Origin of the sequence: Branchiibius hedensis, from assembly GCF_900108585.1 — a bacterium.
Classification (GTDB): domain Bacteria; phylum Actinomycetota; class Actinomycetes; order Actinomycetales; family Dermatophilaceae; genus Branchiibius; species Branchiibius hedensis.
The window spans coordinates 380493-404423 of record NZ_UESZ01000001.1; the positions used below are offsets into that span (position 1 = coordinate 380493).

Consider the following 23931-nt stretch of genomic DNA (forward strand, 5'->3'; position numbering starts at 1 on the left):
AAAGCCCCGCGGCCTACCGTTGTCAGTGTTATGACGGAAGTCTCGCAAAACGCCACCACGACGCTCGGGTCCCCGCCCGACGGCGGCGCACCGTGGACCCCGCCCACCTGGGAAGAGATCGTCCGGGAGCACTCGGCCCGCGTCTACCGGTTGTCCTACCGGCTGACCGGCAACGTGCACGACGCCGAGGATCTCACCCACGATGTCTTCGTGCGGGTCTTCCGGTCCCTGCACTCCTATCAGCCGGGCACGTTCGAGGGCTGGCTGCACCGCATCACCACCAACGTGTTCCTTGACAAGATGCGCCGCAAGCAGCGGATCCGCTTCGACGCCTTGTCTGATGAGGCCGCGGCCCGGCTGCCCGCCCGATCCGCTGACCCGCAGCAGGTCCTGACCGATGCCGCGTTCGATGACGACATCCAGCGCGCGCTCGATGCCCTGCCGCCGGACTTCCGCGCCGCGGTGGTCCTGTGCGATATCGAGGGCCTGTCCTATGAAGAGATCGCCGCGACGTTGGATGTGAAGCTCGGCACCGTCCGCTCACGGATCCACCGTGGCCGGGCGCAGTTGCGCGAGGCGCTGGCGCACCGTGCCCCGGCGCCGCGGCCGGTGGTGCAGGCGCCCGCACGCTCCCGGGCGGGTATCGGTGGTGTGCTTCCGGGGACCCGCTGATGGCGCGGCACCCGCAGGATCTCGCTGATTACGTCGACGGGCTGTTGACCGCGGATCAGGAACTGCGGATCGAGCAGCACCTCGTCGCGTGCGACGGCTGTCGCGCCCAGGTGGACGCCGAGCGTGCCTTGATCCAGCGGTTGCGCTCGGTGCGCCTCGATGCGGCCCACCACCAGCAGCTGATGACCACCTTGCTGAGCCTGGCCGACCCGGCAGCGCCGATGACGACCTCACGCGGTTCGTCGGGGGTGAGCGTGCTGCCCACGTCGGCTCCGCCGCAGTACACCTCGGCCCGCCGTTCGGTCGGTCTGGCGATTGCGGCCGTCGCCGGGTGCGTGGGCGCGAGTCTGGTGGCCCTGCACGGTCCGACCTCGGTGCAGCCCGGAGGTGCATCGGTCCGGTTGGAAACCCCGGAGGTGCTCGTTCGCCAGGCCGCGAACCTGCCCGGCGCACAGGTGGACACCGCGACCTCGTTGTCCCCGGCGCCGGTCAAGGGCTCCGCAGTGCTCAACGTCGGCTTCCCGCACTGAGGCTGCGTAACCTCCCGGACGCCAGCGGTCGCCGCCGCACCCGTGGGGTAATCTCAGACCGCCGCACGCCGCCGAACGGGAAGGGGGACCACCAGTGAACATCTTCGGGATCGGCAGCTGGGAGTTCGTCATCCTGATCGTGCTGGCCGCGGTCCTGATCGGCCCGGACCGGCTGCCCGAGTACCTGGCCAAGTTCCGCCAGTTCGTGCGCTCGGCTCGCGAGATGGCTGAGGGCGCGAAGACCCAGCTCAAGGAGCAGATGGGTCCGGAGTTCCAGGACGTCGACTGGCGTCAGTACGACCCGCGTCAGTACGACCCGCGCCGGATCGTTCGAGACGCGCTCGGCGAGGACGTGTCCAACACCCTGGGTATCCCGCAGAGTCAGCAAGCGACCGACGCCGACCTGGCCACTGCGGCCGGGGGCGCGGCATCGCCGGTGGCCGTGCAGACCCTGCGCTACGACCCGGACCGCGCGACGCCCTTCGACTTCGACGCCACCTGAGCGGCGCACCGACCCGAAACCGGCAGCTGCCGATCGACGTACGTCGTCAGCGCCCTGCCGGGGTCAGGCCCAGTGACCGTCCGGCCAGGCCACGCGCCTTCTGGCCCAGTTGCTTGGCGATCCCGCGCAACACGACGGCCGCGGGGCTGTCCGGTGCGGACAGGACGACCGGCGCACCGGCGTCGCCACCTTCACGCAGGCGGGTGTCCAGCGGGATCTGACCCAGCAGCGGCACGGTCGCCCCGATGCTGCGGGTCAACGACTCGGCGACGGCCTGGCCGCCGCCGGATCCGAAGATCTCCTGCCGACTGCCGTCGGGCAGTTCCAGCCAGGACATGTTCTCGATGACTCCGGCGATCCGCTGCTTGGTCTGCAGGGCAATGGATCCCGCCCGCTCGGCGACCTCGGCGGCGGCTTGCTGCGGGGTGGTCACCACCAGGATCTCCGCGGTCGGGATCAACTGGGACACCGAGATCGCGATGTCACCGGTGCCGGGCGGCAGGTCCAGCAGCAGCACGTCCAGGTCACCCCAGAAGACGTCGCCGAGGAACTGCTGCAATGCGCGGTGCAGCATCGGTCCGCGCCAGACGACCGGCTGGTTGCCGGGCACGAACATCCCGATCGAGATGACCTTCACATCGTGCGCCACCGGCGGCAGGATCATGTCGTCCAATTGGGTCGGCTTGTGCTCCACGCCGAGCATCCGCGGGACCGAGAAGCCGTAGACGTCGGCATCGACCACGCCCACGCGCAGGCCCTGCTCGGCGAACGCTGCGGCCAGGTTGACCGTCACCGAGGACTTGCCGACGCCACCCTTGCCAGAGGCCACTGCGTAGACCCGGGTCAGCGAATTCGGCTGCGCGAAGGGGATCTCCTTCTGGGGGGCGCCGCCGCGCAGGCTGTCGCGCAGCGCGCCACGCTGGTCGTCGGTCATGACGCCGAGGGTGACCTTCACGTCGGTCACGCCCTCCAGTCGTGACACGGCCGCGGTGGTGTCACGGGTGAGGGTCTCCTTCAGCGGGCAGCCGGCCACCGTCAGCAGGATCGTCACGGCTACCACGCCGTCGTCACCGATCGCGACGTCCTGCACCATGCCCAGATCGGTGATCGGGCGTTTGATCTCCGGGTCGTTGACGGTAGCGAGCGCCGCATGGACCTGGTCAGGAGTGGGGATCGGCATACCCACCAGTTTAGGTGCCGCCCGGCGAGCCGCTGACCACGGTCAGGTGGCCCGGTCTTCCCCGGGGGCCACCATGCCGCGCTCTTCGAGTTCCTCCAGCAGCGCGCGCAGTTCGGAGCGCACGAAGTCCCGAGTAGCGGTCTCCCGCACCGCCAACCGCAAAGAGGCGACCTCCCGGGTGAGGAACTCGGTGTCGGCGAGGTTGCGCTCGTCGCGTTGCCGGTCCTGGGTGATCGCCACCCGGTCGCGGTCGTCCTGACGGTTCTGGGCCAGCAGGATCAACGGCGCCGCGTAGGAGGCCTGCGTGGAGAAGAACAGGTTCAGCAGGATGAACGGGTAGGGGTCCCATTGCAGGCCGAACAACCCGACCAGGTTCAGCAGGATCCAGACGATGACGAAAGCGGTCATCCACACCAGGAACTGCGCGGTGCCCATATAGCGGGCGAACTTCTCCGCGAACCGGCCGAAGGCGTCGCTGTCCAGCGGTGACTGCGGCAACAACCGCACCGACTGCTCGCGGGGCTGATCCAGCGCGTCGCGGCGACGCTTGGCGCGCTCAGCCATGGCTGGTGCTCCTGTTCGCGCGGTCCTCGCTGCGGCCGGTCGTCATCGTGGGATGCAGATCGTGGCGTTCCTCGCGCCAGTCCTCGGGCAGGATGTGGTCGAGGACGTCGTCGACGGTGATGACCCCGATCAAGCGGCCGGAATCGTCCACCACCGGGAGGCTGACCAGGTTGTAGGTCGCCAGGGTCCGCGTGACGTGGCCAAGGGGTGCCGTCGCCAGCAACGGTTCGATGCTTTTGTCCACGATGCTGCCCACCGGGCTGGAGGGCGTCTCCCGGAGCAGGGCCTGGGTGTGGACCATGCCCAGGAACCGGCCGGTCGGGGTCTCCAGCGGAGGACGGCAGACGTACACCGCCGAGGCCAGGGCGGGAGCGATCTGTTCGCGACGCACCAGGGCGAGCCCTTCGGCGACGCTGGCTTCGGGACCGAGCACGATGGCTTCGGTGGTCATCAGACCACCGGCGGTGTTCTCGTCGTACGACATGAGCCGGCGGACCGGCTCCGCCTCATCCGGCTCCATCCGGGCCAGCAGTTGTTCGGCCTGGTCCGGCGGCAGGTCGGCCAACAGGTCGGCCGCATCGTCGGGCTCCATCGCCTCCAGGACGTCGGCCGCGCGGCCGATCTCCAGACCGGCGAGGATCTCGACCTGGTCGTCCTCGGGCAGTTCCTCCAGGATGTCAGCCAGTTTGCTGTCGTCCAGGGCCGCGGCGACTTCGGCCCGCCGCTTGGGGTTCAGGTCGTGGATGACCTCGGCCAGGTCGGCGACGCGCAGATCCTCATAGCTGGCCAGGAGGCTTTCGGCGCTCTGCGCGGGGGCCTGCTGGTGCAGCCCGAGGATCCGGTCGATATCGATCAGGAACGTCGTTCCGGTACGCCGGCGGGTCAGGCGCGACATCGCTTTGGAAGCACCGGACACGTCTTCGGCCCGCCGCACGAATGCCTTGGTGACGATCCAGTCCCGGCGGGCGTTCTGCTCGATCCCCAGGTCTTCGACCACACCGGTGAAGGTCTGTCCCTCTTCGCGCACCTGCACACTGCGGTCCAGCAGTTCGGCCATGGCCAGGTACTCGCCGGTGCGTTGTTCGAACCGTCGCATGTTGACCAGGCCGGTGGTGAAGACAGCGCCGGGGTCGATACCGGTGACCCGGGTCATCGGGACGAAAACCCGTCGGCGGCCGGGCACCTCGATGACCAACCCGATCGCCCGGGCCTGGCCGTTGGCTGCGAACGTGATGATGACATCCCGGACCCGGCCGACCTGGTCACCGAGGGGGTCCAGGACCACCAAACCCGCAATCCGTGCGACGAAAACCCGGGTCTGGCTGCTCACCGGCCCAGGTTATCCCGCTGGGGTGAGCAGGTCCGGGGCGCGGGGAGTGACCGCCCAGATCTTGGCCGTCGTGCGCCACCGACGCAGCTGGGCCGCGCTGGGTACGCCTTGTTTGGCCGCGACCAGGTCCGCGACGCAGGTGTCCCATCTGGGGTCATGAGCGCCGATCAGTTCCACGTGGGCAGCCAGCGGCCCGGTGGGGGTGCGGTTGTCCCGCTGGCGCAGGACCACCTCGCAGGGATCGGGCAGGACGGGCAGCTCTTGTTCACCAGCGCCACTGATCACCAGGCAGGTTCCGTCCTGGTCCGAGGCGCGAGCGAACCAGGCAGCGTGCAGTCGACCCCCTGGCGCACCGATCCACAGCACTGCGGAGCGGGTGAGCGCCGTCCTGATGCGGGTTTCGACGTCGTCGACCATGGTCGCAGTGTACGTGACCCCGGCCACAGAAGTTCCAAATTGAAGTTTTCGATTTCGAAGTATATACTTGGTGGGTCAGGCCGGGCAACCACCGGTCTTCGTGAGCAAAGTCTTGAAGGAGGCGACCATGTTCCAGCAAGTGCCCATGACCAAGGCCACCGCGGTCGTCGTCAACGCTGCGCAGTCCACCCGCGTCGAGCGGGCCCTGCGCCGTCCGTCGAACCGCCGCCGCTGACCCCAGCCTCCGGGCCGGTCCGCGATCCACAGCGACGCTGCATGTGCAGCGTCGCTGACTTATGCTGGGCCCACGTACAGCGCTGGAATCGCACAGGAATGTCCGGTTCTGTGCTCTTGGTGCTCCTCACATCGTGACCAGCATCACCGATCACGAGGAGTCCAGCTGCAGACCCGCTTCGGCTGGCAGATGAAGGAGTCGATACCCATGACCATCAGGACCTCTGCACCGCGCGAGTCTTCGACCACAGCGGGTGCCCTCACGCGGCGTACGGCGATCATGGGTGCCGCTGGTGTCGGCGCGCTCGGCACCGGGCTCCTGCTGACTCCCTCCGCGCAGGCCCAGACCACCCAGCAGGCCGCACCGGCACTGGTCCGTGCGGCGGCGGGCCGCACCCTCAAGCGGGGGATGAGCGGCGGCGACGTCAAGGGGATGCAGGCCAAGCTGTACAGCCTGCACTACTGGATGCCCGGCGTGGATGGTGTCTTCGGCTATGGCACGCTCCAAGCCGTGTGGGCCTTCCAGAAGGCCCAGGGGCTGGCTCGCACGGGTGTCTGGGGTCCGGCGGAGCAGGCTGTCGTGGGCAAGGCCAAGACGCCGGCGGTTCGACACAAGGGCAGCTACCGCATCGAGGTGGACAAGAGTCGGCAACTGTTGCTCGTTGGTTGGGGCGGCAGCACCGCTCGGTGGGTGTTCAACACCAGCACCGGCGCCAACAAACGCTTCTACGCCTGGGGCCGCTGGTACAGCGGGTCCACGCCGACCGGCACCTGGAAGATCTACCGCCGCAACACCTCCGGCTGGGTGACCGGTGCGCTGGGGTCGATGTACAAGCCGTACTACGTGGTCGGCGGGATCGCGATCCATGGTTCGGCGGACATCCCGGCGTACAACGCCTCGCACGGTTGCTGTCGGTTGTTGCCAGCGGCGCAGGACTTCTTGATCCGCTCCAACATCCTGTATCCCTCGCGGATCGTCTCGATCTACTGAGCGAGGCTGAACGAAACGGGCGCTGCCTTCCGGCAGCGCCCGTTTCGTTCAGTGGCGGTCAGTCCAGCACACCCCATCGCCCGGCGATCCACGCCTCGACGGCGTCGGGGTCGCTCGGGATGCCGGACGACAGCACCTCGCAGCCGGTGTCGGTGACCACCACGTCGTCCTCGATGCGAATCCCGATGCCGCGCAGTTCCTCGGGCACCAACTGGTCGTCCTTCTTGAAGTAGAGGCCGGGCTCCACCGTGAGCACCATGCCCGGCTGCAGTTCCGCGTCCATGTACTCCTCGCGCAACGCCAGCGCACAGTCGTGCACGTCCATTCCGAGGTGGTGGCTGGTGCCGTGCACCATCCAGCGCCGGTGGTACTGGCCCTCGTCGCTGAGGGTTGTCGCCAGGTCGACGCCCTCCGGAAGCAGGCCCCACTCCAACAGCGTCTGCGCGATCACCGTGATGGCGGCGGCGTGGACGTCGGAGAACTTCGCGCCGGGCCGGACCGCGTCGATGCCGGCTCGCTGCGCCTTCAACACGACGTCGTAGATCTTGCGTTGGGCGTCGGTGTACTTGCCGTTCACCGGCAGCGTGCGGGTGATGTCAGCGGTGAACAGCGAATCGAGTTCGACACCGGCATCCACCAGGATCAGGTCACCGTCCAGCACCTCGCCGGTGTTCTTGATCCAGTGCAAGGTGTTGGCGTGATCGCCACTGGCACAGATGGATTCGTATCCGACGCCATTGCCTTGGTGGCGCGCGTGCAGGCCGAAAACCCCTTCGATCCAGCGTTCGCCACGGCCCCGGCGGACGGCCTCGGGCAACTCCTCGATGATCGCGTCGAACCCGTCTGCGGTCGCAGCGACGGCGCGACGCATCTGCTCGATCTCCCACTCGTCCTTGATCAGGCGCAGGACGGACAGGAACTTCGCGAGCGCCTCATCGCCGTCCTCCTCGGCGGATGCCTGGGACTCCTGGGTCGAGGACTCGTGGCTGCTCTCGCGGACCTTGTCCACCGCCTGCGTCGTGATGGGGTCGGCGTCGCGCACGACCCGCACCGTGACCACTCCGGCGTCCTTGGCCAGGGCATCGGGTAGTTCGTCGATGTGCCTGGCGCGGATGCCCAGCTCGGCCTCCACGTCGGCCAGGGTGGGGCGGGCACCGACCCAGAACTCGCCGTACCGCGAATCACCGAAGAACTCCTCGGTGTCCCGGCCGGCCAACGGCCGGAAGAACAGCACCGCCTCATGGCCACCGTCGGTCTGCGGTTCGAGCAGGAGGACGGCGTCGGGTTCACGATCGGCGCCCAGGCCGGTCAGGTGCGCGAACGCGGTGTGCGGGCGGAAGATGTAGTCGCAGTCGTTGCTGCGCACCTTCAAACCGCCGGCGGGGATCACCAACCGGTCGCCCGGGAAAGCCGCGGAGACGGCGTCCCGGCGGACCTGTGCGTACGGGGCGACGTCGAGGCGATCGGGCAACGTGGCGTCGCGTGGTGCCCAGCCTGCGGCGACGAACTCCCGGAAGGCTCCGGAGGACGGGCGGCTGCGGTGTCCGGCGGTGGGCTGCTCTTCACTACTCACCCAGCCATGGTCGCACGCAGCAGCGACAGCGGATCAGGGTGTCGTCCAGGACCAGGAGGCCAGAATCGCGTCCTGGGTCGGTTTGAGGCTGGCGGCCGACGCCGTCGACGAGGTGAAGGTCGTCACGTAGATCGTCCCGTCGTGGATGACGAAGTACTGGGTCTGGCTGAGGGCCTGGGTCCCGGTAGCCCCCGTTTTCGGCGTACTGCTGGTCACGACGTACCCCTGCGCGGGTTCGCCGCCGATGAGACGGTCGGCGACATCGGTCACGGTGGCGCTGCGCTGCCGTGCGGTGATCGCACCCTGTTTGGCCAGGTCGTCAAGGCTCGGCACCGGTTTGACGGTGCTGGTCGCCACCGTGAAGGTCGGGATGACACCCGAAACCGGTTGCGGCGCCTTCAGGTACGTCGTGACGCCCTTGGTCTGTCGGCCCGCGTCGACGATCCAGGCCGCAGGCTGCACGAACGCGTACGCACCGTAAACGCTCGCGCCGGCGGCGGTGGACGTGACCGGGGTGGGTGCGGGGGTGCTGAGTGTCGTGGCGTCGCCGCTGGTGGTGTTGGCCGCCGGCGTACCGCTGCAGGCGGTGAGGGCGGCCAGCGTGAGCGCGGCGGCGGCCCCGGCGCCGACCCGGCGGCGTAGCACCCCGATCAAGCCTTGGCCGCCTTGACGGCGCCGTAGTAGTCAGAAGACTCCGGGCGCCACAACAGGTAGGTGACGGTGACCGCGATCAGCACCATCACGATGCTGGCTACGAAGGTCAGCAGGTTGAACGAGCCGAGCAGACTGGCGATGGTCAGCAACACGTTCAGGACCGTCAGGACCGTTGCGATGATGCGCGCCGCGCTGTTCCCCTTCTTGTTGGTCTGAGCCAGGACGATCCACAGCGCGACCGTGATCGCCCCGCTGACCATGCTGACCACCCACGCCTGACTGATCGCGTGATCCAGGGCGGTCGCCGACAACGGCTTGGCCTTGGTGTGGTCCTTGGCGTACTCCGCCGCCTGCTTGGCGTTAGCCGTCACGAAACTGTCGTGGATGCGCGATTTGGAGAAGATCGCGAACAGCAGGTTGATCGCGGACAGCACGGCCCCGGCGTACATCAACGCCACCGCCTGGCGGATGGATTTCGGCGGTTCACCGACCGCGCTGGTGCTGTTTTCGTACGTCGGCGCAGCGGGCAGCGGTTCGGGTGTCGGGGTGGAGCCGGGATCTGACATATCCACACCTTCTCAAACCGGAGCAGCGATGACCCAATCAACGCGCAGTACGCTGCGCCGGTGGCCATCGACCCGCACACCCATTCCCGGCACAGTGACGGCACGATGACCCCGACGGAGATCGTCCAGGCCGCCCAGGAAGCCGCGCTGGACGTCGTCGGTCTGAGCGATCATGACAGTACGGCGGGCTGGGACGAAGCGGCTCGCGCCGCTGCTGCGTCGGGCATCGGCTTCCTGCCCGGCGCGGAGATCTCCACCGCCTGGCACGGCATCAGCATCCACCTGCTGGGCTACCTGCTGGACCCGGCGGACCCGGGGCTGCTCGCGGAGTTCGAGCGCACCCGCCGGGACCGCGACAGCCGCGCGCGGCGGATCGTCGAGCGACTCGCCCCGGACACCGGGCTGACCTGGGAGGAGGTCGTCGACCACACGCCACCGGGTGCCACCATCGGCCGACCCCACATCGCCGACGCCTTGGTGGCCCGTGGTGTCGTGCCCGATCGGTCAGCGGCCTTCGAGGAGTTGCTGCGCACCGGCGGCCGCTACTACGTGTCGCACTACGCCCCGGACCCGGTGGACGCCGTACGACTGGTGAACGCCGCCGGGGGAGTCGCCGTCATGGCCCACCCGCTCGCCGCCGCCCGCGGTCGCGTGGTCGATGAGGCGGTGATCGAGCAGATGACCGATGCCGGACTGGCCGGACTGGAGGTCGACCACCGCGACCACTCACCCCAGCAACGGGCCCACGCGGCCGCGATCGCCGACCGGCTCGGCCTCGTGCCCACCGGATCCAGTGACTTCCACGGCACCGGCAAGCCCAACCAGTTGGGCGAGAACACCACCAGCCCCGAGGCACTCGCTGCGCTGATCGAGCGGGCGCGCGATCCGGGTGCCCACTCGGTGGGTCTGGAGCAGTGGATGTGACGGCAGAGCAACCCGCCCTGCACCAGCAGTTCGACGACCCGATCTACCGCCGCCCGTACCGGGCCAGCCCGACCCGCTTGCTGACCTACCTGGACTGCCCCCGGCGTTACCGCTTCGCGTATCTGGATCGTCCGACCCCGACCAAGGTCCCGCCCCGGGCGCACACCGTCGTCGGGGTGGTCGTGCACAACGTGCTGCGTGACTTCTGGGACCTGGCCCCGGGTCAACGCACCCCCGACGCGGTCGCGCGATCGTTGGCCGCAGCGTGGAGTGACGTCGGCTTCCGCGACCCCGCCCACTCGGCGACCTGGCGCTCGCGGATCACGCAGGAGGTCGTGGAGTACCTGCGCGGCATCGACCGGGACATCCAGCCGCGTGGGGTGGAGCGGTCGGTCAACCTGCCGGTCGGCCGGGCGTTGCTGACGGGTCGCATCGACCGGATCGACGACCGCGGCGGGGAGTTGGTCATCGTCGACTACAAGACCTCCCGCAAACCGCTCGACGACTCCGCGGCGCGGGTGTCGCTCCCCCTGGCTTTCTACGCCGCCGCCGTCAGCCGCCTGTTCCGCGCGCGCTGCGTCACGGTTGAGTTGCACCATGTGCCCACGGGCGAGGTCATCGCCCACGAGCACACCGACGAGTCGCTGGATCGCAAGCTGGCAGAAGCGGATTCGATCGTCGCCGACCTCATCGACGTAGACCAGTCCTACGAGCAGCAGGGCGCGGCATCGACTGCGTTCCCACCGCGGCCGGGCCCGCTGTGCCGGTGGTGCGACTTCCGCGAGCATTGTCCCGAGGGGCAGGCGGCCGGGCCCGCTGCGCTGCCCTGGGAGGGTCTGGAACCTACTTCTGCGTGACCCCGAGGGTCCAGGCGATCTCCGAGCGCTGGGCGATCTGCAACTTGCGCAGGATCGATCCGACGTGCGTCTTGACCGTCTTCTCCGAGATGTCCAGATGCTGCGCCAACTGGGCGTTGGTCAACTGGTCCAGGGCGATGAGTTCGGCGATCTCCAACTCCCGGCCGGTCAGACCCGAGCGCAGATCCGGCAACTGGGTCGGTGCATCGGGTGCGACGAGCCGCACGATCTCCTCGCTCATCCGGTCGGTGACCTGCAGGCTGTGCGCCAGCGCCTCCGCCGCCTGCGCGGTGCCGACCGCCGCTTGGGCGTCGGCCAACGAGCGCCGGATGAGCGCCAGGCGCTCACCCACGGCAGCGGCCAGTTCCTCCGGGTCCGCCGCCAGGCCGGTCATGACCGGTCGGGTGACGGCGCGCCGTCGGAGCTCTTGCGGGTACGACGGCGGCGACGCTGCGATCCGTCACGCTCGGAGCGCTCCGAGCGCTCGCCGCGGTCCGCGCGCTGGCGACCACCCGACGTACGCCGATCCGAACCTGACCGTGACTCTCGCGCAGGCTTGTCGGAGGTTTTGGGCGCTCCGACCCGGCCCGTGACATCGGTGGGGATGTTGAGCTGCTCGTAGAGGTGCTCCGAGGAGGAGTAGGTCTCCTCCGGCTCCGGCACGCCGAGGTCGAGGGCCTTGTTGATCAGCCCCCAGCGCGGCATGTCGTCCCAGTCGATGAAGGTGACCGCGATGCCGGTGTTGCCGGCCCGGCCGGTGCGCCCGACGCGGTGCAGGTAGGTCTTCTCGTCCTCGGGGCACTGGTAGTTGATGACGTGCGTGACGTTGTCGACGTCGATGCCGCGGGCCGCGACGTCGGTGGCGACCAGGATGTCGACGGTGCCCTTGCGGAAGGCGTTCATCGAGTGCTCGCGCGCGCCCTGGCCGAGGTCACCGTGCAACGCAGCGGCATTGAAACCACGCTCGGTCAACTCATCGACGACCTTCGCAGCGGTGCGCTTGGTGCGGGAGAAGATGATCGTCAGGCCACGGTCACGGGCCTGCAGGATGCGGGCCAGCATCTCGACCTTGTCCATCGCGTGCGCGCGGTAGAAGAACTGCTCGATCGCCTTGACGGTGTGCTGGTTGTCGCCGTCCTCGTGCATCGCGCGGATGTGCGTGGGCTGGGTCATGTAGCGCCGGGCCAGCGTGACGACCGCTCCCGGCATGGTGGCCGAGAAGAGCATCGTCTGGCGGCCGGCCGGGGTCAGGGCCAGCAGTCGCTCGACGTCGGGCAGGAAGCCAAGGTCGAGCATCTCGTCGGCTTCGTCCAGCACCACGGTGCGGGCGTAACCAAGGTTGAGGTGCTTCTGACCGGCCAGGTCCAGCAAGCGGCCGGGGGTACCGACAACGACCTCGACGCCGGTCTTCAGCGCATCGATCTGCGGTTCGTAGGCCCGCCCGCCGTAAAGGGTCACGACCCGGATGCCGCGCCGCTTCGCGGCGGTCTCCACATCGCCGGCGACCTGCACTGCCAGCTCGCGGGTGGGGGCCACGATGAGAGCCTGCGGTGCGCCGGGAGCCGGCAGATCGGCGTACCCCGGATCACCCGGCGCGACCACGCGGTTGAGCACGGGGACCCCGAAGCCCAGGGTCTTGCCGGTTCCGGTCTTGGCCTGGCCGATGATGTCGTGCCCGGACAGGGCGACCGGCAGGGTCATGGCCTGAATGGGGAAGGGGTGCACGATGCCCGCGTCCGCGAGCGCCGCGACGATGTCCGGGTGGACGTCGAAATCGGCGAACGTGAGTTCCTCGGGGCAGAAGCGTTTTCAGTGGTGGTGTTCTCAGTCAACAGATCCTCGATCGGTGGGGCCGCACGGGCGGCCAGGCAGGGAGCCGATCGGAGGTCTTCGGATGGTCAGCGGGTTTCGCGGGGGAGATCCTCGCGGGGCGTTGACCTGCAGCGGACTGCAAAAAAACTGGAATGTCTATCGTCTGGGCCGACCGGGCACCGGTTATGACACGTACATGCTATCGCGGGTCCTAGACTCCTCTCATGATCGAACACTCCGGCACGGTGACATCCACCGGGACAACGTCGGCTCCGGAGGCGGGCGTGACCAGTTTGCTGGGTGTCCTCGCGTACGGCGAACTGATGGCTTTCTTCGACGTCGCGCGGGTCGCTGAGATGGCCCCGACCGTTCCGAGCCAGCAGGCTCTCGGGGCGCTCGCCGCTCGCGAGTACTCCGTCTTCGAGCAACTCTCGGCCCGCTTGCGGGAGCTGGGCGCCGACCCCGCCGAGGCGATGCAACCTTTCCACGAGCCGTTCGACAACTGGCACGCCCGGATCACGCCGGCGGACTGGCACGAGGGGCTGATGAAGATCTACGCCGGCTCGGCCATCGCCACCGACTTCTATCGTGAGTTGACCGACGTCCTCGACCCCGCGACGGCCGACATGATCCGACGCGCCCTGCCGGACGACGAGCAGGCTGCGATCGCCCGCACCGCGCTGCTGGAGGCGATTGCACAGGACGAGCGGCTCGCCGGGCGGCTGGCGCTACTCGGCCGTCGGATGATGGGCGAGGCGCTGTCCCAGGCTCAGCTGGTGGCGTTGATCAACGACGATCTGCTCGATCTGATCATGGACCGTGGCACCGGCCAGGGCTTCGATCTGGTCGGCTTCCAGCAGTTGCTGACCCGGTTGGGTGAGAAGCACACGCGCCGGATGGCCGCGCTGGGGCTGGACGCCTGATCGCAAACGTGTAGTAGGCCCCGGGCAGTGCCCGGGGCCTACTGTTCTGCGCAGATCAGGCTTTGGACCTGCCGCGCACCTGTTCGTACACCGGAATCAGGATGATGGCGGCGACCAGGGACAACCCCCACGCAATCCACGGGATCCCGCCGTTGGAGTTCTTGTACGTCGTCAGACCAAGGATCAGGCCAACGATGAACGACGAGACGATACCGATGAGCACCGTCTCCAGCATGGACAGATTGTTCTCGTCGTGTCGGATGAGTCGGGCGAGAATGCCCACGACTGCACCGACGATGAGTGATCCGAGGATCGACGCGAGCATGACGTGACTCCGATCGGCCGGGTGCGCACCGTTGCGCACCAAGAACCTCCACAGTGCGGCATACAGGTGGCGTTCAGCAACGGGGCTCGCCGGACGGCGGGCAGTCAGTGCTCCGGTGGGGTCAGCCGCCGAATCCGACCCGGCCGCGTGCCTCGGCGCCGATGTCGACGTACCCGATCTTGGCGCCCGGGATGAGCACGGTGTGGCCGTGCTCATCGGTCAGGCTGAGGGTGGTCGGGCCAGCGATCGCTTCCTCCACCAGTTGGCGTACTTCAACGCCGGTCAGTTCGGACTCGACAACGACTTCGCGGGCGACGTCCTGGACGCCGATGCGGATCTCCACGGGATTGCTCCTTCGACTCGGGGTGACTGCTGCGGGCACGGCGGGAACCACGCCCCTGGCGACAGCGTGCCACGCAGTCAGCCGGCAGTGGCCTCCGACCCAACGGTGTCGAACTCCTCGCCCACCTTGGGGAAGTCGGCCAGACCCCGCCAGCCCAGTGTCGCCACCAGGGAGACGGCTTCGTCGCGTGGAATGCTGCCGCCGCGTTGTACCCAATAACGCGCTACGACCTGGGACATTCCCACCAGCGCCACGCCGAGCAGTTGGGACTGCTCAGCCGACAAGCCCGTGTCCTCGGCGATGACTTCCGCGATCGCGGCTGAGCACTCGGTGCTGATCCGCTGCACCTGGTGGGCCACGGCGGGTTCGTTGATCAGGTCTGACTCGAAGACCAGCCGGAAGGCCGCGTCCTGGCGATCGACGAATTCGAAGAACGCCGCGACGGCGGCGGCGAACCGCGTGGGGTTGTCGGTGGTCGAGGCCAGAGCGGCCCGGACCAGCGTGATCACTTCGTCGGTGTGTTGGTCGATCAGCGCGAGGTAGAGATCCAACTTGCCCGGAAAGTGCTGGTAGAGCACTGGTTTGCTGACCTTGGCCCGCTCGGCGATCTCGTCCATGGCGGCGGCGTGATAGCCCGATTCGACGAAGACGGCCTGCGCCGCCTCCAGCAACTGCGCCCGACGGGCCGACCTCGGCAACCGTCCGGAACGCCCCGGCTCCTGCACTCTGACTCCTAGCGATCGGTCGGGGTCCACTCCGGAGAGACCGGCCGACCCTGGTGACATCCCTGCGATCCTATGCTGACAGGTGTGATCCACGTCGCGCCGGACCGTGCACGGTATGCCCGCCAACTGCGCCTGCCCGGTGTGGGAGTGGCCGGCCAGGATCGGCTCGGCGCCGCCCGGGTCGCGGTGGTGGGGGCCGGCGGCCTGGGTTCACCGGTGCTGAGCTACCTCGCAGCCGGTGGTGTCGGGCAGTTGACGGTGATCGACCCCGATGTGGTCGAGCTCAGCAATCTGCATCGGCAGTTGGTGCACGACGAGTCCTCGGTGGGGTTGGCCAAGACCGAGTCGGCCGCTGCGGCCCTCCTGGCGTTGAACTCCGCGGCCACCGTGCGCACGCACTCGGTGGCCATCGATCCGCAGAACGCTCGCGACCTGCTCGCCGGTCACGATGTGGTCGTCGACGCCAGTGATTCCTTCGACGCGCGCTACGCGACCAACGACGCCGCCGTCGCGCTCGGCATCCCGATGATCTGGGCGGCGATCGACCGGTTCGCCGGGCAGGTCGGTGTCTTCTGGGCCGGCCGTGGCCCGTGCTACCGCTGCATCTTCCCGGCCGCTCCCGCACCAGGGACGGTGGCGACGTGCGCCGAGGCCGGGGTGCTCGGCGCGCTGCCCGGCGTGGTGGGTTCGGTGCAGGCGTTGGAAACGCTGAAGATCCTGTTGGGTATCGGGCAGCCGCTGCTGGGTCGCGTGCAGTGTTATGACGCGCTGCGGGCCGACTGGTCGGCGCTGCCGGTGCGGCGAGACCCGTCCTGCCCGGTCTGTGGCGACGTCCCGGACGTGCCGTGGAGCCCCAGCGTGGACGACGAGGTGCCGTTGGCGAGCCTGGCCGAGTTGGCCGATCACGACGGGGTCCTGCTGGATGTGCGCACCGACGAGGAGTACGCCGCGGGGCACCTGCCGTCGTCGGTGCACCTGCCGCTGGACTCGTTGTTGGCCGATGGTGTGCCTGCCGAGCTGACGACCACTCAGCCGTGGATCGTCTACTGCCAGGGCGGCACCCGGTCAGCGATCGGCGTACGTGCGCTGGCGGATCTGGGGATCCCCGCCCGCTCGCTCGAGGGTGGGTACGCCGCGTGGCTGGCGGCCCATGGCTGACCCCCTGCCGCCGGTGGTGGAGGCCGTGCTCGACGTTGTCGAGGCCATCCCGCCGGGTCGGGTGATGAGTTACGGACAGATCGGTGCGCTGGTGGGCGTGGGACCGCGACGGGTGGGCAACGTGATGTCGACGTACGGCGCGCTGATGCCTTGGTGGCGCGTCGTCCGGGCCGATGGGCGGCCGGCAGCGGGGCACGAAGAACGCGCGCTGGAACACTTCGCATCGGAGCGAACCGCGTTGGTGGCCGGTGGTTTTCGGGTCGACATGTCGCGTGCGCGGCACTGCCCGACGTAGATTCAGCCGAGGTTGTCAGTGGGGGATGGTGGGATGAACCGGTGAGAACGCAGGAGGGGGGCACCCAGCCGCAGGTGCAGTTGCTGGCACCCGCTGTGACGGTGTCGTCCGGTCCGTCGTTGGATCCCGTCCAGGAGGCCGCCGTTTCCTTCGCCGCCGGGCGCGCAGCGGGCCGGGCTCTGCTGGTGTTGGGGGCACCGGGCACCGGCAAGTCGACGGCGGCCGTCGAGGCGGTCGTGCGAGCGGTGCGGGCTGGGGTTCCGGCCGATCACTGCGTCCTGCTGGCGCCGAGCCGGACCATGGCCGCCAGCCTGCGCGATCAGGTCACGACCCGGTTGCAGGGGACCAGCACCGAGCCGCTGGCCCGCACCATGCAGGCCTTCGCGTGGGGCATCCTGCGAGCGGAGGCGGCGTTGCGCGGCGATCCACCGCCTCGGTTGCTCAGCGGACCGGAGCAGGACGTTGTGCTGCGGGATCTGCTGGCCGGTCACGCCGCGGGTGACCCGGTCGGACCGGACTGGCCGGACTCGGTGCGCGAGGCGTTGGGGACCCGCGGCTTCCGCAACGAGTTGCGGGACCTGTTGATGCGTGCGGTCGAATCGGGTTTGAGCGCAGCCGATCTGGCGCAGCTCGGCCGCGAGCACGACCGTCCGGAGTGGGTTGCTGCCGCGCAGGTGCTCGACGAGTACGACCAGGTCACTGCGTTGTCAGCGCCGGGCGGGTTCGACCCGTCATGGATCCTGGGCGCTGCAACGGACCTGCTCATCGAGGATGCGGCAGCACGCCAGCGCCTGCATGACCGGCTTGCGGTGATCGTGATCGACGACGCGCAGGAGCTGTCCCCGGCCGGCGCTCGATTGCTGGCTGCCGCAGCGGGGCCGGTCGCACGGACCGTGCTGCTGGCCGACCCTGATGCCACCGTGCAGGGTTTCCGGGGCGCCGATCCCGCGGTGGCGTTCGCTCTGGCGAGCCGCTGGGGGGCGGGGGAGGCACTGAGCCTTGGCACGTCGTACCGGCAAGGATCAACGCTGCGTGAGGTGAGCGCCCGGGTCAGTTCGCGGATCGGTTCGGTGGGCAGCGTCCGGCACCGGGAGGCCCGGGCAGCCGACGACGACTCGACGGCCACGGTCGAGGTGTACCGCTCGGTCGCCGCGGAGTCCGGCGGCATCGCGGCCACCTTGCGCCAGGCGCACCTGCTGACCGGGCTGCCCTGGGGTGAGATGGCGGTCATCGTGCGCGGGCAGGCGCGGGCGACCGCGCTGCGCCGATCGTTGAGTGTTGCCGGTGTGCCGGTGGCGACGGCCGCTGCCACGCTGCCGCTGCGTGACGAGCCCGCCGTCCGCCCGTTCCTGCAGGCTCTCGAGCTGATCGCCGGGGACGCGCCGCCCGCCGATGAGCTGCCCGGGCTGGCGGTGGATCTGCTCAGTTCGGCCCTCGGCAGCGCTGATGCTCTGGTGCTGCGCCGGCTGCGCCGGGCGTTGCGGCAGGCCGAGCTGGCCGACGGCGGCTCGCGCACCAGCGACGAATTGCTGGTCGCGGCGACGCTCTCGCAGCAGGAGCTGACGGTGGAGCTTCCGGTCGTCGCCGACCCGGTACGCCGGGTGCGGGCGGTGTTGGACGCGGGTCGGGCGGCGCTCGCGGTGGAGGGCGCGTCCGCCTCGGCCGAGGACGTGCTGTGGGCAATGTGGGCGGCCAGCGGCCTGGCGCAGGAGTGGGAGCGCGACGCGTTCGCCGGTGGCCCCGCCGGGACGCGGGCGGACCGGGATCTCGACGCGATGGTGGCGTTGTTCTCGGCGGCGGCACTGTTCCAGGACCGCTTGCCGGCCGCGCCCGCGGGGGCCTTCGCGGAGCACCTGCGCGGGCAGGACGTGCCTGGTGACCGGTTGGTCAAGGCCGCCCCCGATGGCGACCAGGTTGCGCTGGTGACTGCGCAGGCCGCGGCGGGGCGCAGTTGGCCGCTGGTCGTGGTGGCGGGTGTGCAGGAGAGTGTCTGGCCCGATCTGCGGCTGCGCGGTTCGCTGCTCGGCTCCACGGACCTGGTCGATGTGGTGACCGGTCGCGGGCGATCGGCCCAGGCCGCGGCGATGGCGGTTCGCTACGACGAGACCCGTCAGTTCCTGGTCGCTGTCAGTCGCGCCTCGCACCGGTTGATCGTCACGGCAGTCGACAACGACGAAGAGCAGCCTTCGGCGTTCCTGGATCTGATCGATGAGTTCCCGCTCTTGGAAGACCGGCCTTACGCACCGGTTCCGCGGCCGATGTCGTTGGCCGGTGTCGTTGCCGCCCTGCGTCGCTCGGTGGCCGCGGGGGAAGCACCGCAGACGGCGGCGATGGCGTTGGCCTGGCTGGCCGAAGAGGGCGTGCGAGGTGCGGATCCGCAGCAGTGGTGGCCACTGCGCAATCGATCGGTCGATCTACCGCGGCGACCATCACCCCTCCCGGTGCGCGTGTCGCCATCCACCCTCAGCAGCTTTTCCACCTGCGCGCTGCGGTGGTTCCTCGTCAACAGCGGCGGCGAGCACGACACCGGGGGCGCAGCGAGCCTGGGCACGCTGATCCACGACATCATCGAAACCCGCGGGGACGAGGGACTCAGCGCCATGGTGCGTGCGCTGGACGAGCGGTGGTCGACCCTCGGGCTGCCGCATGGCTGGAACCAACGCGCCCAACGGCAGCTGGCTGAGCTGATGCTGACCCGCGCGGACCAATACCTCACCAAGCACACCGGTCCAGGGACAACGGTGCTCGGTGCCGAAGTGCCTTTTGAGGTGACGATCGGACGAGCGGACTTGCGGGGGCGGGTTGACCGTCTGGAGGAGACTCCGGACGGTGTCCGGGTGATCGACTTCAAGACCGGTAGGACGCCGGTGTCGCAAGCCGAGGTGGTCGAGCACCTCCAACTGGGGGCCTACCAGGCAGCCGTGGCCGAAGGTGGCTTCGAGGGTGTGCCCGGGCAGCAACCCGCGGGTGCCGCACTGGTCCAACTCGGCAAAGCCGCCGGCACGAAACCCGAGGCCAAGGTCCAGGTCCAATCGCCGTTGGAGGCTCAGGAAGATCCGCAATGGGCACACACCCGGATCGCCGAACTGGCCGAGCAGATGGCTGACCGTGAGTTCGTCGCCACGGCCGGGTCGATGTGCAACATCTGCGACGTGCAGTCCAGTTGCCCGCTGCGCGACCGAGGACGGATGCTGTGACGGTTCAAGCTGCTGTGCGACCGGTGCGGGCGCGCCAGATCGCTGAGGCGCTCGCGTCACCGCCGCCCACTGCGGAGCAGGAACGCATCATCGAGGCGGACCCGTTGGCTCCGCTGGTTGTGGTCGCCGGGGCCGGGTCGGGCAAGACCGAGACGATGGCGATGCGGGTGCTGTGGCTGGTCGCCAATCGGCACGTGACCCCGGATGAAGTGCTGGGACTGACCTTCACCCGCAAGGCGGCCGCCGAGCTGGGTCACCGGCTGCAGCTGAGGCTACGACGACTGGACGTCGCCGGGTTGCTGCCGGCCGTCGTGCAGGACGATGTGGCCTCAGCGCTGGCCGCGCCCACCGTCCAGACCTATCACTCGTACGCCGCGCGCCTGGTCGGTGAGCAGGGGCTTCGGCTGGGCATCGAACCCGACACGGAACTGCTGTCCGAGGCGGCCGCCTGGCAGCTAGCCAGTCAGGTGGTGCAGTCCTACGACGGGCCCATGGACGCGGTGGAACTGGCCCCGGCGACGGTGACCCAGGCAGTCATCACGCTGTCGGGGGAGTTGGCGGAGCACTTGCTGCCGATCGATGAGATGGAGACCTACCTGGAAGACCTCGAGAGTCACCTCCTTACCTTGGCCAAAGGCCGGATGAGCAAGGTTCCGGGCGGTTTGGATGCACAGTCGGCCAAGTTGCGGCAGTTGTTGCCAGTGGTGACCGCCTACCAGCGGGCCAAACATGAGCGGGTTGCGATGGACTACGGCGATCAAGTGGCGATCGCCGCGACGTTGGCGATGCGCTTCCCACAGTTGGGTCGGGCCGAGCGGTCCCGCTACCGGGCCGTCCTGCTGGACGAGTTCCAGGACACCAGTGAGGCTCAGATGCGCCTGCTCGAGTCGCTCTGGGTCACCGCCGACGAGCCGGTCGTCGTGACTGCGGTGGGCGACCCGCACCAGTCGATCTACGGCTGGCGCGGGGCCAGTGCACGCACGCTGGACGACTTCCCGCGTCGCTTCGCCGGCCCGGGCCCCGAGGCACCCGTACCTGCCGCTCAGGCGCAGCTGAGTATCAGTTGGCGCAACGATCGCAGCATCCTCACGGTCGCGAACCGGATCGCCAAACCCCTTGCGGTGCAAGGAGATCTCGATGTCGCACAGTTGTCGGCCGGCCCCACCGCTGGTGATGGCGAAGTGATCATCGGCCGCTTCGCAACCTTGGACGCGGAGGCCGCGCAGATCGCGGAATGGTTGAAGCAGCGTCGACGGGACCTGCCGGACCCCTCGGCCATGTCCGCTGCCGTGCTGTGTCGCAAACGGTCTCTCTTCGTGCCGGTCGCGGCGGCACTCGAGGCCGCCGGGGTGCCCTACGAACTGGTCGGTGTCGGTGGTCTGCTCACGGTGGCCGAGGTCGGTGACGTCGTCAGCTTGCTCTGGACGGTGCATGACCCGTCTCGCGGCGATCGGTTGATGCGGTTGCTGTCCGGCTCTGCACTACGCCTCGGCGCGGCCGACCTCGACGCCCTTGGTGTCTGGTCTCGCCAGTTGACCCCTCGGGCCCCTGCCGGCGGTGATCTCGCGCCGGACACGGCGGAGCGGGCCAGCATCGTGGAAACCCTGGAGCAGCTGCCCGCCGCGGACTGGGTCGGGCCCTCCGGGGAGAGCCTGAGCGCCGAGGGCCTGGCACGGTTGCATCGCTTGGCTCAGGTCGTCCGGCGATTGCGCCGGCTGAACAACCTGCCGCTGGGCGACCTGGCGGTGGAGGCGATCCACAGCCTCGGGCTCGACGTCGAAGTGGCTGCCCGACCCGAATACGACACGGGCAGTGGCGGGGCCGCGCTCGATGCCTTCCTCGACGTTGCCGCGCGGTACGCCGGGTCGGCCGGCCGGGCGACGCTCGGCAGTTTCCTGGAGTGGTTGGAGGCCGCCGAGTCGGAGGAGGACGGTCTGGACGCACCCGTGGTGCAGGCAGCTCCAGGGGTTGTGCAGGTCCTGACCATCCATGCCGCCAAGGGTCTGGAGTGGGACGACGTTGCGGTTGCTGGCCTGTCGGAGGGTGTCTTCCCCGCGCACTGCGGGGCCACCACGTGGAGCCCGGAATGGGCCGGTTGGGCGGTCGGCAAAGACGCCGTGCCGCATGACCCGGGGACGTGGGCGACCACCGATGCCGGCTGGACCAGCGGGGTGCGGATTCCGTTCGATCTGCGTGGCGACGCGACCGGATTGCCGGTCCTGAACTGGGCCGAGGTCGACACCTACACGGACCTCAGGGATCAACTGGGCGAGTTCAAACTGGCGTACGGCGCGCACGAGCTGGCCGCGGAGCGGCGCCTGGCGTACGTGGCGGTGACCCGCGCGAAGCACACCCTTTTCCTGACCAGTTCGGTGTGGGGGACAGCGAAGAAACCCCGGCTGCCATCGCGGTTCCTGCTGGAGGCCCGTGACCTGATCGACGGGGGCGATGTCCCGGGCGGCCGGATCCTGCACTGGGAGGAACTCCCGCCGGAAGACGCCGAGAATCCGTTGTTGGAGCAGCCGCCCAGCGCGAGTTGGCCTCCGCCACAGGTGGATTCGCCGTCCATCGAAGCTTTGCGGGCCACGGCCGCTCAGGTGGACCTGATGCGGCAACGGCTTGACCAGGACCACCCGTCGTGGGAGGAATGGTCCAGTTCGCTGTCGCCCCAACTGCGCGATGACCTGACCGCGTTGTTGGCGGAGCGCGACCGCACTGGTTCGGACAGCTCGACATCGGTCGCGTTGCCCAGCCATCTGTCCGCATCGCAGATCGTCGCTCTGGCGCGTGATCCGGAGGAATTCGCTCGTGCACTGCGCCGGCCGATGCCCGTACGCCCACAGCCGGCGGCCCGCCAGGGCACCGCGTTCCACGCCTGGATCGAGAAGCACTACCAGTCGGCGGCATTGGTTGATGTCGACCAACTCCCTGGTGCCGATGACGACGACGCCGATCACTTCGCGGATCTGGCCGAGTTGAAGGAGACCTTCCTGGCGTCGGAGTGGGCGGACCGGCAACCGCTGGAGATCGAAGTGCCGGTCGAGACGTGGATCGGCGCCGCGAGTATTCGTGGGCGCATCGACGCGGTGTTCCCAGCGGCGGTCACGGACGGTGGGTCCCCAAGCGGGGTGGTGATCGTGGACTGGAAGACCGGCAGCCAGCCACACGGCCAGGAGGCGGCTACCCGGGCACTCCAACTCGCGGCGTACCGGCTGGCCTATGCCCGGCTCCGCGGACTGGACCCGGCCACGGTGGCGGCGGCGTTCTATTACGCGGCAACGGGGACCACCGTCTATCCGGATCTACCGCCGGACGATGCGATCGAGCAACTGCTGGCGGGGGTGGTCGCCTCATAGGTGCGCGTCGCGGCCGTCCCGCGGGCCGAAGGCGGCCAGTGCCTCCGCGTCGGAGGCAGGATGGCGCAGATTCTCCTCGGCCCACTCGGCGATTCCGGGCATCGACGAGCCGGCGGTGACTGCGGCGATGAGTTCGTCGGGATCGATCAGGGTCCGGCGCATCGTGACGGCACCGTTCGCGAGCAGCGTCCAGTGAGCACCGGGGCGACCGTACGGCAGTCCGACGCTGCCGGGGTTGACGATCAAGCGGCCGTCCGCGATGCGAAGGTAGGGCATGTGGGTGTGGCCGCACACGATCGTGTCGACCTCGTCAGGTACGTCGTGCAGCACCTCGGTCCACCGGTCCAGCCGGGTGTCAACCAGAACGACTTCCTCGTCGTTGCGGGGCGTCGCGTGACAGAAGAGGACCGGACCGAATCCTTCGATATCGAGGGTGACGTGCTCCGGCATGTTGGCGAGCAACGTTTGGTGGTGGGGACTGAGTTGCGTTGCGCCCCAGACAGATAGCGGATCCTCGCCGAGGCCGATGTCTTCCCCACGGGACATCTGCAAGAGTTCCCGGTCGGCGTTCCCGCGTACAAGGACCGCACGCTCGCCGAGCGCGGTGAGCCGATCGAGTGTCTCCGCGGGCTGTGGACCCCAGATGTGGTCGCCGGTGACGACGGTCAGGTCGGCGCTGACAACCTCGGGTTCCTGCAGCACGCGGTCGAGGGCAGGCAGTACGCCGTGGACATCGGAGAGCACGGCAACGGTGGCGACCATGACTCCACGATGACGCTGATGATGGGATCCCGGGTGTTGAC

25 protein-coding genes are annotated in these 23931 nt (G+C 68.9%); 12 read left to right on the forward strand and 13 right to left on the reverse strand.

What is annotated here, in order from left to right:
• Positions 1-30: 30 nt before the first annotated feature.
• The 3 genes from sigE to DR843_RS02005 all read left to right on the forward strand — a co-directional run bounded on the left by sigE (position 31) and on the right by DR843_RS02005 (position 1704).
• Positions 31-672, forward strand: coding sequence for an RNA polymerase sigma factor SigE (gene sigE / locus DR843_RS01995; protein ID WP_109683866.1), 642 nt, complete (start codon positions 31-33; stop codon positions 670-672).
• On the forward strand, positions 672-1202 hold the full coding sequence (locus DR843_RS02000) for an anti-sigma factor family protein (protein ID WP_109683867.1): 531 nt from the start codon (positions 672-674) through the stop codon (positions 1200-1202). The genes sigE and DR843_RS02000 overlap by 1 nt, the downstream gene beginning before the upstream one ends.
• Positions 1203-1296: 94 nt before the next feature.
• On the forward strand, positions 1297-1704 hold the full coding sequence (locus tag DR843_RS02005) for a twin-arginine translocase TatA/TatE family subunit (RefSeq protein ID WP_170119716.1): 408 nt from the start codon (positions 1297-1299) through the stop codon (positions 1702-1704).
• Between the two features lie 46 nt (positions 1705-1750).
• On the opposite strand, the gene DR843_RS02010 is transcribed toward DR843_RS02005, so the two are convergent.
• From DR843_RS02010 to DR843_RS02025, 4 genes are read right to left on the reverse strand one after another with little or no spacing between them, the layout of a single operon-like run.
• The gene (locus tag DR843_RS02010) at positions 1751-2884 is read right to left on the reverse strand and encodes an Mrp/NBP35 family ATP-binding protein (RefSeq protein ID WP_109683868.1); all 1134 of its coding nucleotides are present in this window, start codon (positions 2882-2884) and stop codon (positions 1751-1753) included.
• 42 nt (positions 2885-2926) lie between these two features.
• Entirely contained in the window at positions 2927-3448 is a 522-nt protein-coding gene (locus DR843_RS02015; protein ID WP_109683869.1) for a DUF1003 domain-containing protein, read from the reverse strand.
• Complete coding sequence (locus DR843_RS02020) at positions 3441-4778, reverse strand: magnesium transporter MgtE N-terminal domain-containing protein (RefSeq protein ID WP_109683870.1); 1338 nt, start codon at positions 4776-4778, stop codon at positions 3441-3443. Before DR843_RS02020 ends, DR843_RS02015 begins: the two co-directional genes overlap by 8 nt.
• A 9-nt stretch (positions 4779-4787) precedes the next feature.
• Positions 4788-5195, reverse strand: coding sequence for a hypothetical protein (locus tag DR843_RS02025; protein ID WP_146202460.1), 408 nt, complete (start codon positions 5193-5195; stop codon positions 4788-4790).
• Between the two features lie 100 nt (positions 5196-5295).
• Between DR843_RS02025 and DR843_RS20740 the strand changes: the two genes are divergently transcribed.
• Positions 5296-5430 (forward strand): hypothetical protein, encoded by a 135-nt coding sequence (locus DR843_RS20740; protein ID WP_281268774.1) that lies wholly within the window; start codon positions 5296-5298, stop codon positions 5428-5430.
• A 207-nt stretch (positions 5431-5637) separates the two neighbouring features.
• A complete protein-coding gene (locus tag DR843_RS02030; RefSeq protein ID WP_170119717.1) occupies positions 5638-6420 on the forward strand; it encodes a L,D-transpeptidase family protein in 783 nt (260 codons plus the stop codon).
• Positions 6421-6478: 58 nt separating this feature from the next.
• Here DR843_RS02030 and DR843_RS02035 read toward each other — a convergent pair whose 3' ends face one another.
• The 3 genes from DR843_RS02035 to DR843_RS02045 are packed head-to-tail and all read right to left on the reverse strand — an operon-like array spanning position 6479 to position 9213.
• Positions 6479-7993: an aminopeptidase P family protein gene (locus DR843_RS02035; protein ID WP_109683873.1), complete on the reverse strand. Its 1515-nt coding sequence runs from the start codon at positions 7991-7993 to the stop codon at positions 6479-6481.
• Positions 7994-8026: 33 nt separating this feature from the next.
• Positions 8027-8647 carry a hypothetical protein gene (locus tag DR843_RS02040; protein WP_146202461.1) on the reverse strand — a complete coding sequence of 207 codons (621 nt, stop codon included), beginning with the start codon at positions 8645-8647 and terminating at the stop codon, positions 8027-8029.
• Positions 8644-9213, reverse strand: a complete 570-nt coding sequence (locus DR843_RS02045; RefSeq protein ID WP_109683875.1) for a hypothetical protein — start codon at positions 9211-9213, stop codon at positions 8644-8646. The genes DR843_RS02040 and DR843_RS02045 overlap by 4 nt, the downstream gene beginning before the upstream one ends.
• Before the next feature lie 60 nt (positions 9214-9273).
• Here DR843_RS02045 and DR843_RS02050 point away from each other — a divergent pair, with 60 nt between their 5' ends.
• Positions 9274-10137 (forward strand): PHP domain-containing protein, encoded by an 864-nt coding sequence (locus DR843_RS02050; RefSeq protein ID WP_109683876.1) that lies wholly within the window; start codon positions 9274-9276, stop codon positions 10135-10137.
• Complete coding sequence (locus DR843_RS02055) at positions 10134-10994, forward strand: RecB family exonuclease (RefSeq protein ID WP_245933941.1); 861 nt, start codon at positions 10134-10136, stop codon at positions 10992-10994. The genes DR843_RS02050 and DR843_RS02055 overlap by 4 nt, the downstream gene beginning before the upstream one ends.
• Here the strand turns inward: DR843_RS02055 and DR843_RS02060 are convergent.
• Both DR843_RS02060 and DR843_RS02065 read right to left on the reverse strand, forming a co-directional pair.
• Positions 10981-11388 carry a LuxR C-terminal-related transcriptional regulator gene (locus DR843_RS02060; RefSeq protein ID WP_109683877.1) on the reverse strand — a complete coding sequence of 136 codons (408 nt, stop codon included), beginning with the start codon at positions 11386-11388 and terminating at the stop codon, positions 10981-10983. The two genes, DR843_RS02055 and DR843_RS02060, sit on opposite strands and share 14 nt — an antisense overlap.
• On the reverse strand, positions 11385-12695 hold the full coding sequence (locus tag DR843_RS02065; protein WP_425451534.1) for a DEAD/DEAH box helicase: 1311 nt from the start codon (positions 12693-12695) through the stop codon (positions 11385-11387). Before DR843_RS02065 ends, DR843_RS02060 begins: the two co-directional genes overlap by 4 nt.
• 335 nt (positions 12696-13030) lie before the next feature.
• Here DR843_RS02065 and DR843_RS02070 point away from each other — a divergent pair, with 335 nt between their 5' ends.
• Positions 13031-13729, forward strand: coding sequence for a ferritin-like fold-containing protein (locus DR843_RS02070; protein ID WP_109683879.1), 699 nt, complete (start codon positions 13031-13033; stop codon positions 13727-13729).
• Positions 13730-13784: 55 nt separating this feature from the next.
• Here the strand turns inward: DR843_RS02070 and DR843_RS02075 are convergent, their stop codons facing one another.
• From DR843_RS02075 to DR843_RS02085, 3 genes are all read right to left on the reverse strand, one after another.
• A complete protein-coding gene (locus DR843_RS02075) occupies positions 13785-14054 on the reverse strand; it encodes a GlsB/YeaQ/YmgE family stress response membrane protein (protein WP_146202462.1) in 270 nt (89 codons plus the stop codon).
• 121 nt (positions 14055-14175) lie between these two features.
• A complete protein-coding gene (locus DR843_RS02080; RefSeq protein WP_109683881.1) occupies positions 14176-14397 on the reverse strand; it encodes a DUF3107 domain-containing protein in 222 nt (73 codons plus the stop codon).
• A 77-nt stretch (positions 14398-14474) separates the two neighbouring features.
• Positions 14475-15122: a TetR/AcrR family transcriptional regulator gene (locus DR843_RS02085; RefSeq protein ID WP_245933942.1), complete on the reverse strand. Its 648-nt coding sequence runs from the start codon at positions 15120-15122 to the stop codon at positions 14475-14477.
• An 84-nt stretch (positions 15123-15206) separates the two neighbouring features.
• Here DR843_RS02085 and moeB point away from each other — a divergent pair, with 84 nt between their 5' ends.
• From moeB to DR843_RS02105, 4 genes are read left to right on the forward strand one after another with little or no spacing between them, the layout of a single operon-like run.
• Positions 15207-16280, forward strand: coding sequence for a molybdopterin-synthase adenylyltransferase MoeB (moeB, locus tag DR843_RS02090; RefSeq protein ID WP_245933943.1), 1074 nt, complete (start codon positions 15207-15209; stop codon positions 16278-16280).
• Entirely contained in the window at positions 16273-16575 is a 303-nt protein-coding gene (locus DR843_RS02095) for an MGMT family protein (protein WP_109683884.1), read from the forward strand. The genes moeB and DR843_RS02095 overlap by 8 nt, the downstream gene beginning before the upstream one ends.
• Before the next feature lie 41 nt (positions 16576-16616).
• The gene (locus DR843_RS02100) at positions 16617-19772 is read left to right on the forward strand and encodes a UrvD/REP family ATP-dependent DNA helicase (protein ID WP_170119718.1); all 3156 of its coding nucleotides are present in this window, start codon (positions 16617-16619) and stop codon (positions 19770-19772) included.
• The gene (locus tag DR843_RS02105; protein WP_245933944.1) at positions 19769-23128 is read left to right on the forward strand and encodes an ATP-dependent helicase; all 3360 of its coding nucleotides are present in this window, start codon (positions 19769-19771) and stop codon (positions 23126-23128) included. The genes DR843_RS02100 and DR843_RS02105 overlap by 4 nt, the downstream gene beginning before the upstream one ends.
• Here the strand turns inward: DR843_RS02105 and DR843_RS02110 are convergent.
• A complete protein-coding gene (locus tag DR843_RS02110; RefSeq protein ID WP_109683886.1) occupies positions 23123-23890 on the reverse strand; it encodes a metallophosphoesterase family protein in 768 nt (255 codons plus the stop codon). The two genes, DR843_RS02105 and DR843_RS02110, sit on opposite strands and share 6 nt — an antisense overlap.
• Between the last annotated feature and the right edge of the window lie 41 nt (positions 23891-23931).

Coding starts and splice junctions, on each gene's coding strand:
- DR843_RS02030 (WP_170119717.1), top strand. CDS start 5,638: ATGACCATCAGGACCTCTGCACCGCGCGAGTCTTCGACCACAGCGGGT.
- DR843_RS02060 (WP_109683877.1), bottom strand. CDS start 11,388: ATGACCGGCCTGGCGGCGGACCCGGAGGAACTGGCCGCTGCCGTGGGT.
- DR843_RS02065 (WP_425451534.1), bottom strand. CDS start 12,695: ATGACCCTGCCGGTCGCCCTGTCCGGGCACGACATCATCGGCCAGGCC.
- DR843_RS02015 (WP_109683869.1), bottom strand. CDS start 3,448: ATGGCTGAGCGCGCCAAGCGTCGCCGCGACGCGCTGGATCAGCCCCGC.
- DR843_RS02025 (WP_146202460.1), bottom strand. CDS start 5,195: ATGGTCGACGACGTCGAAACCCGCATCAGGACGGCGCTCACCCGCTCC.
- DR843_RS02010 (WP_109683868.1), bottom strand. CDS start 2,884: ATGCCGATCCCCACTCCTGACCAGGTCCATGCGGCGCTCGCTACCGTC.
- sigE (WP_109683866.1), top strand. CDS start 31: ATGACGGAAGTCTCGCAAAACGCCACCACGACGCTCGGGTCCCCGCCC.
- DR843_RS02110 (WP_109683886.1), bottom strand. CDS start 23,890: ATGGTCGCCACCGTTGCCGTGCTCTCCGATGTCCACGGCGTACTGCCT.
- DR843_RS02075 (WP_146202462.1), bottom strand. CDS start 14,054: ATGCTCGCGTCGATCCTCGGATCACTCATCGTCGGTGCAGTCGTGGGC.
- DR843_RS02000 (WP_109683867.1), top strand. CDS start 672: ATGGCGCGGCACCCGCAGGATCTCGCTGATTACGTCGACGGGCTGTTG.
- DR843_RS02095 (WP_109683884.1), top strand. CDS start 16,273: ATGGCTGACCCCCTGCCGCCGGTGGTGGAGGCCGTGCTCGACGTTGTC.
- DR843_RS02045 (WP_109683875.1), bottom strand. CDS start 9,213: ATGTCAGATCCCGGCTCCACCCCGACACCCGAACCGCTGCCCGCTGCG.
- DR843_RS02070 (WP_109683879.1), top strand. CDS start 13,031: ATGATCGAACACTCCGGCACGGTGACATCCACCGGGACAACGTCGGCT.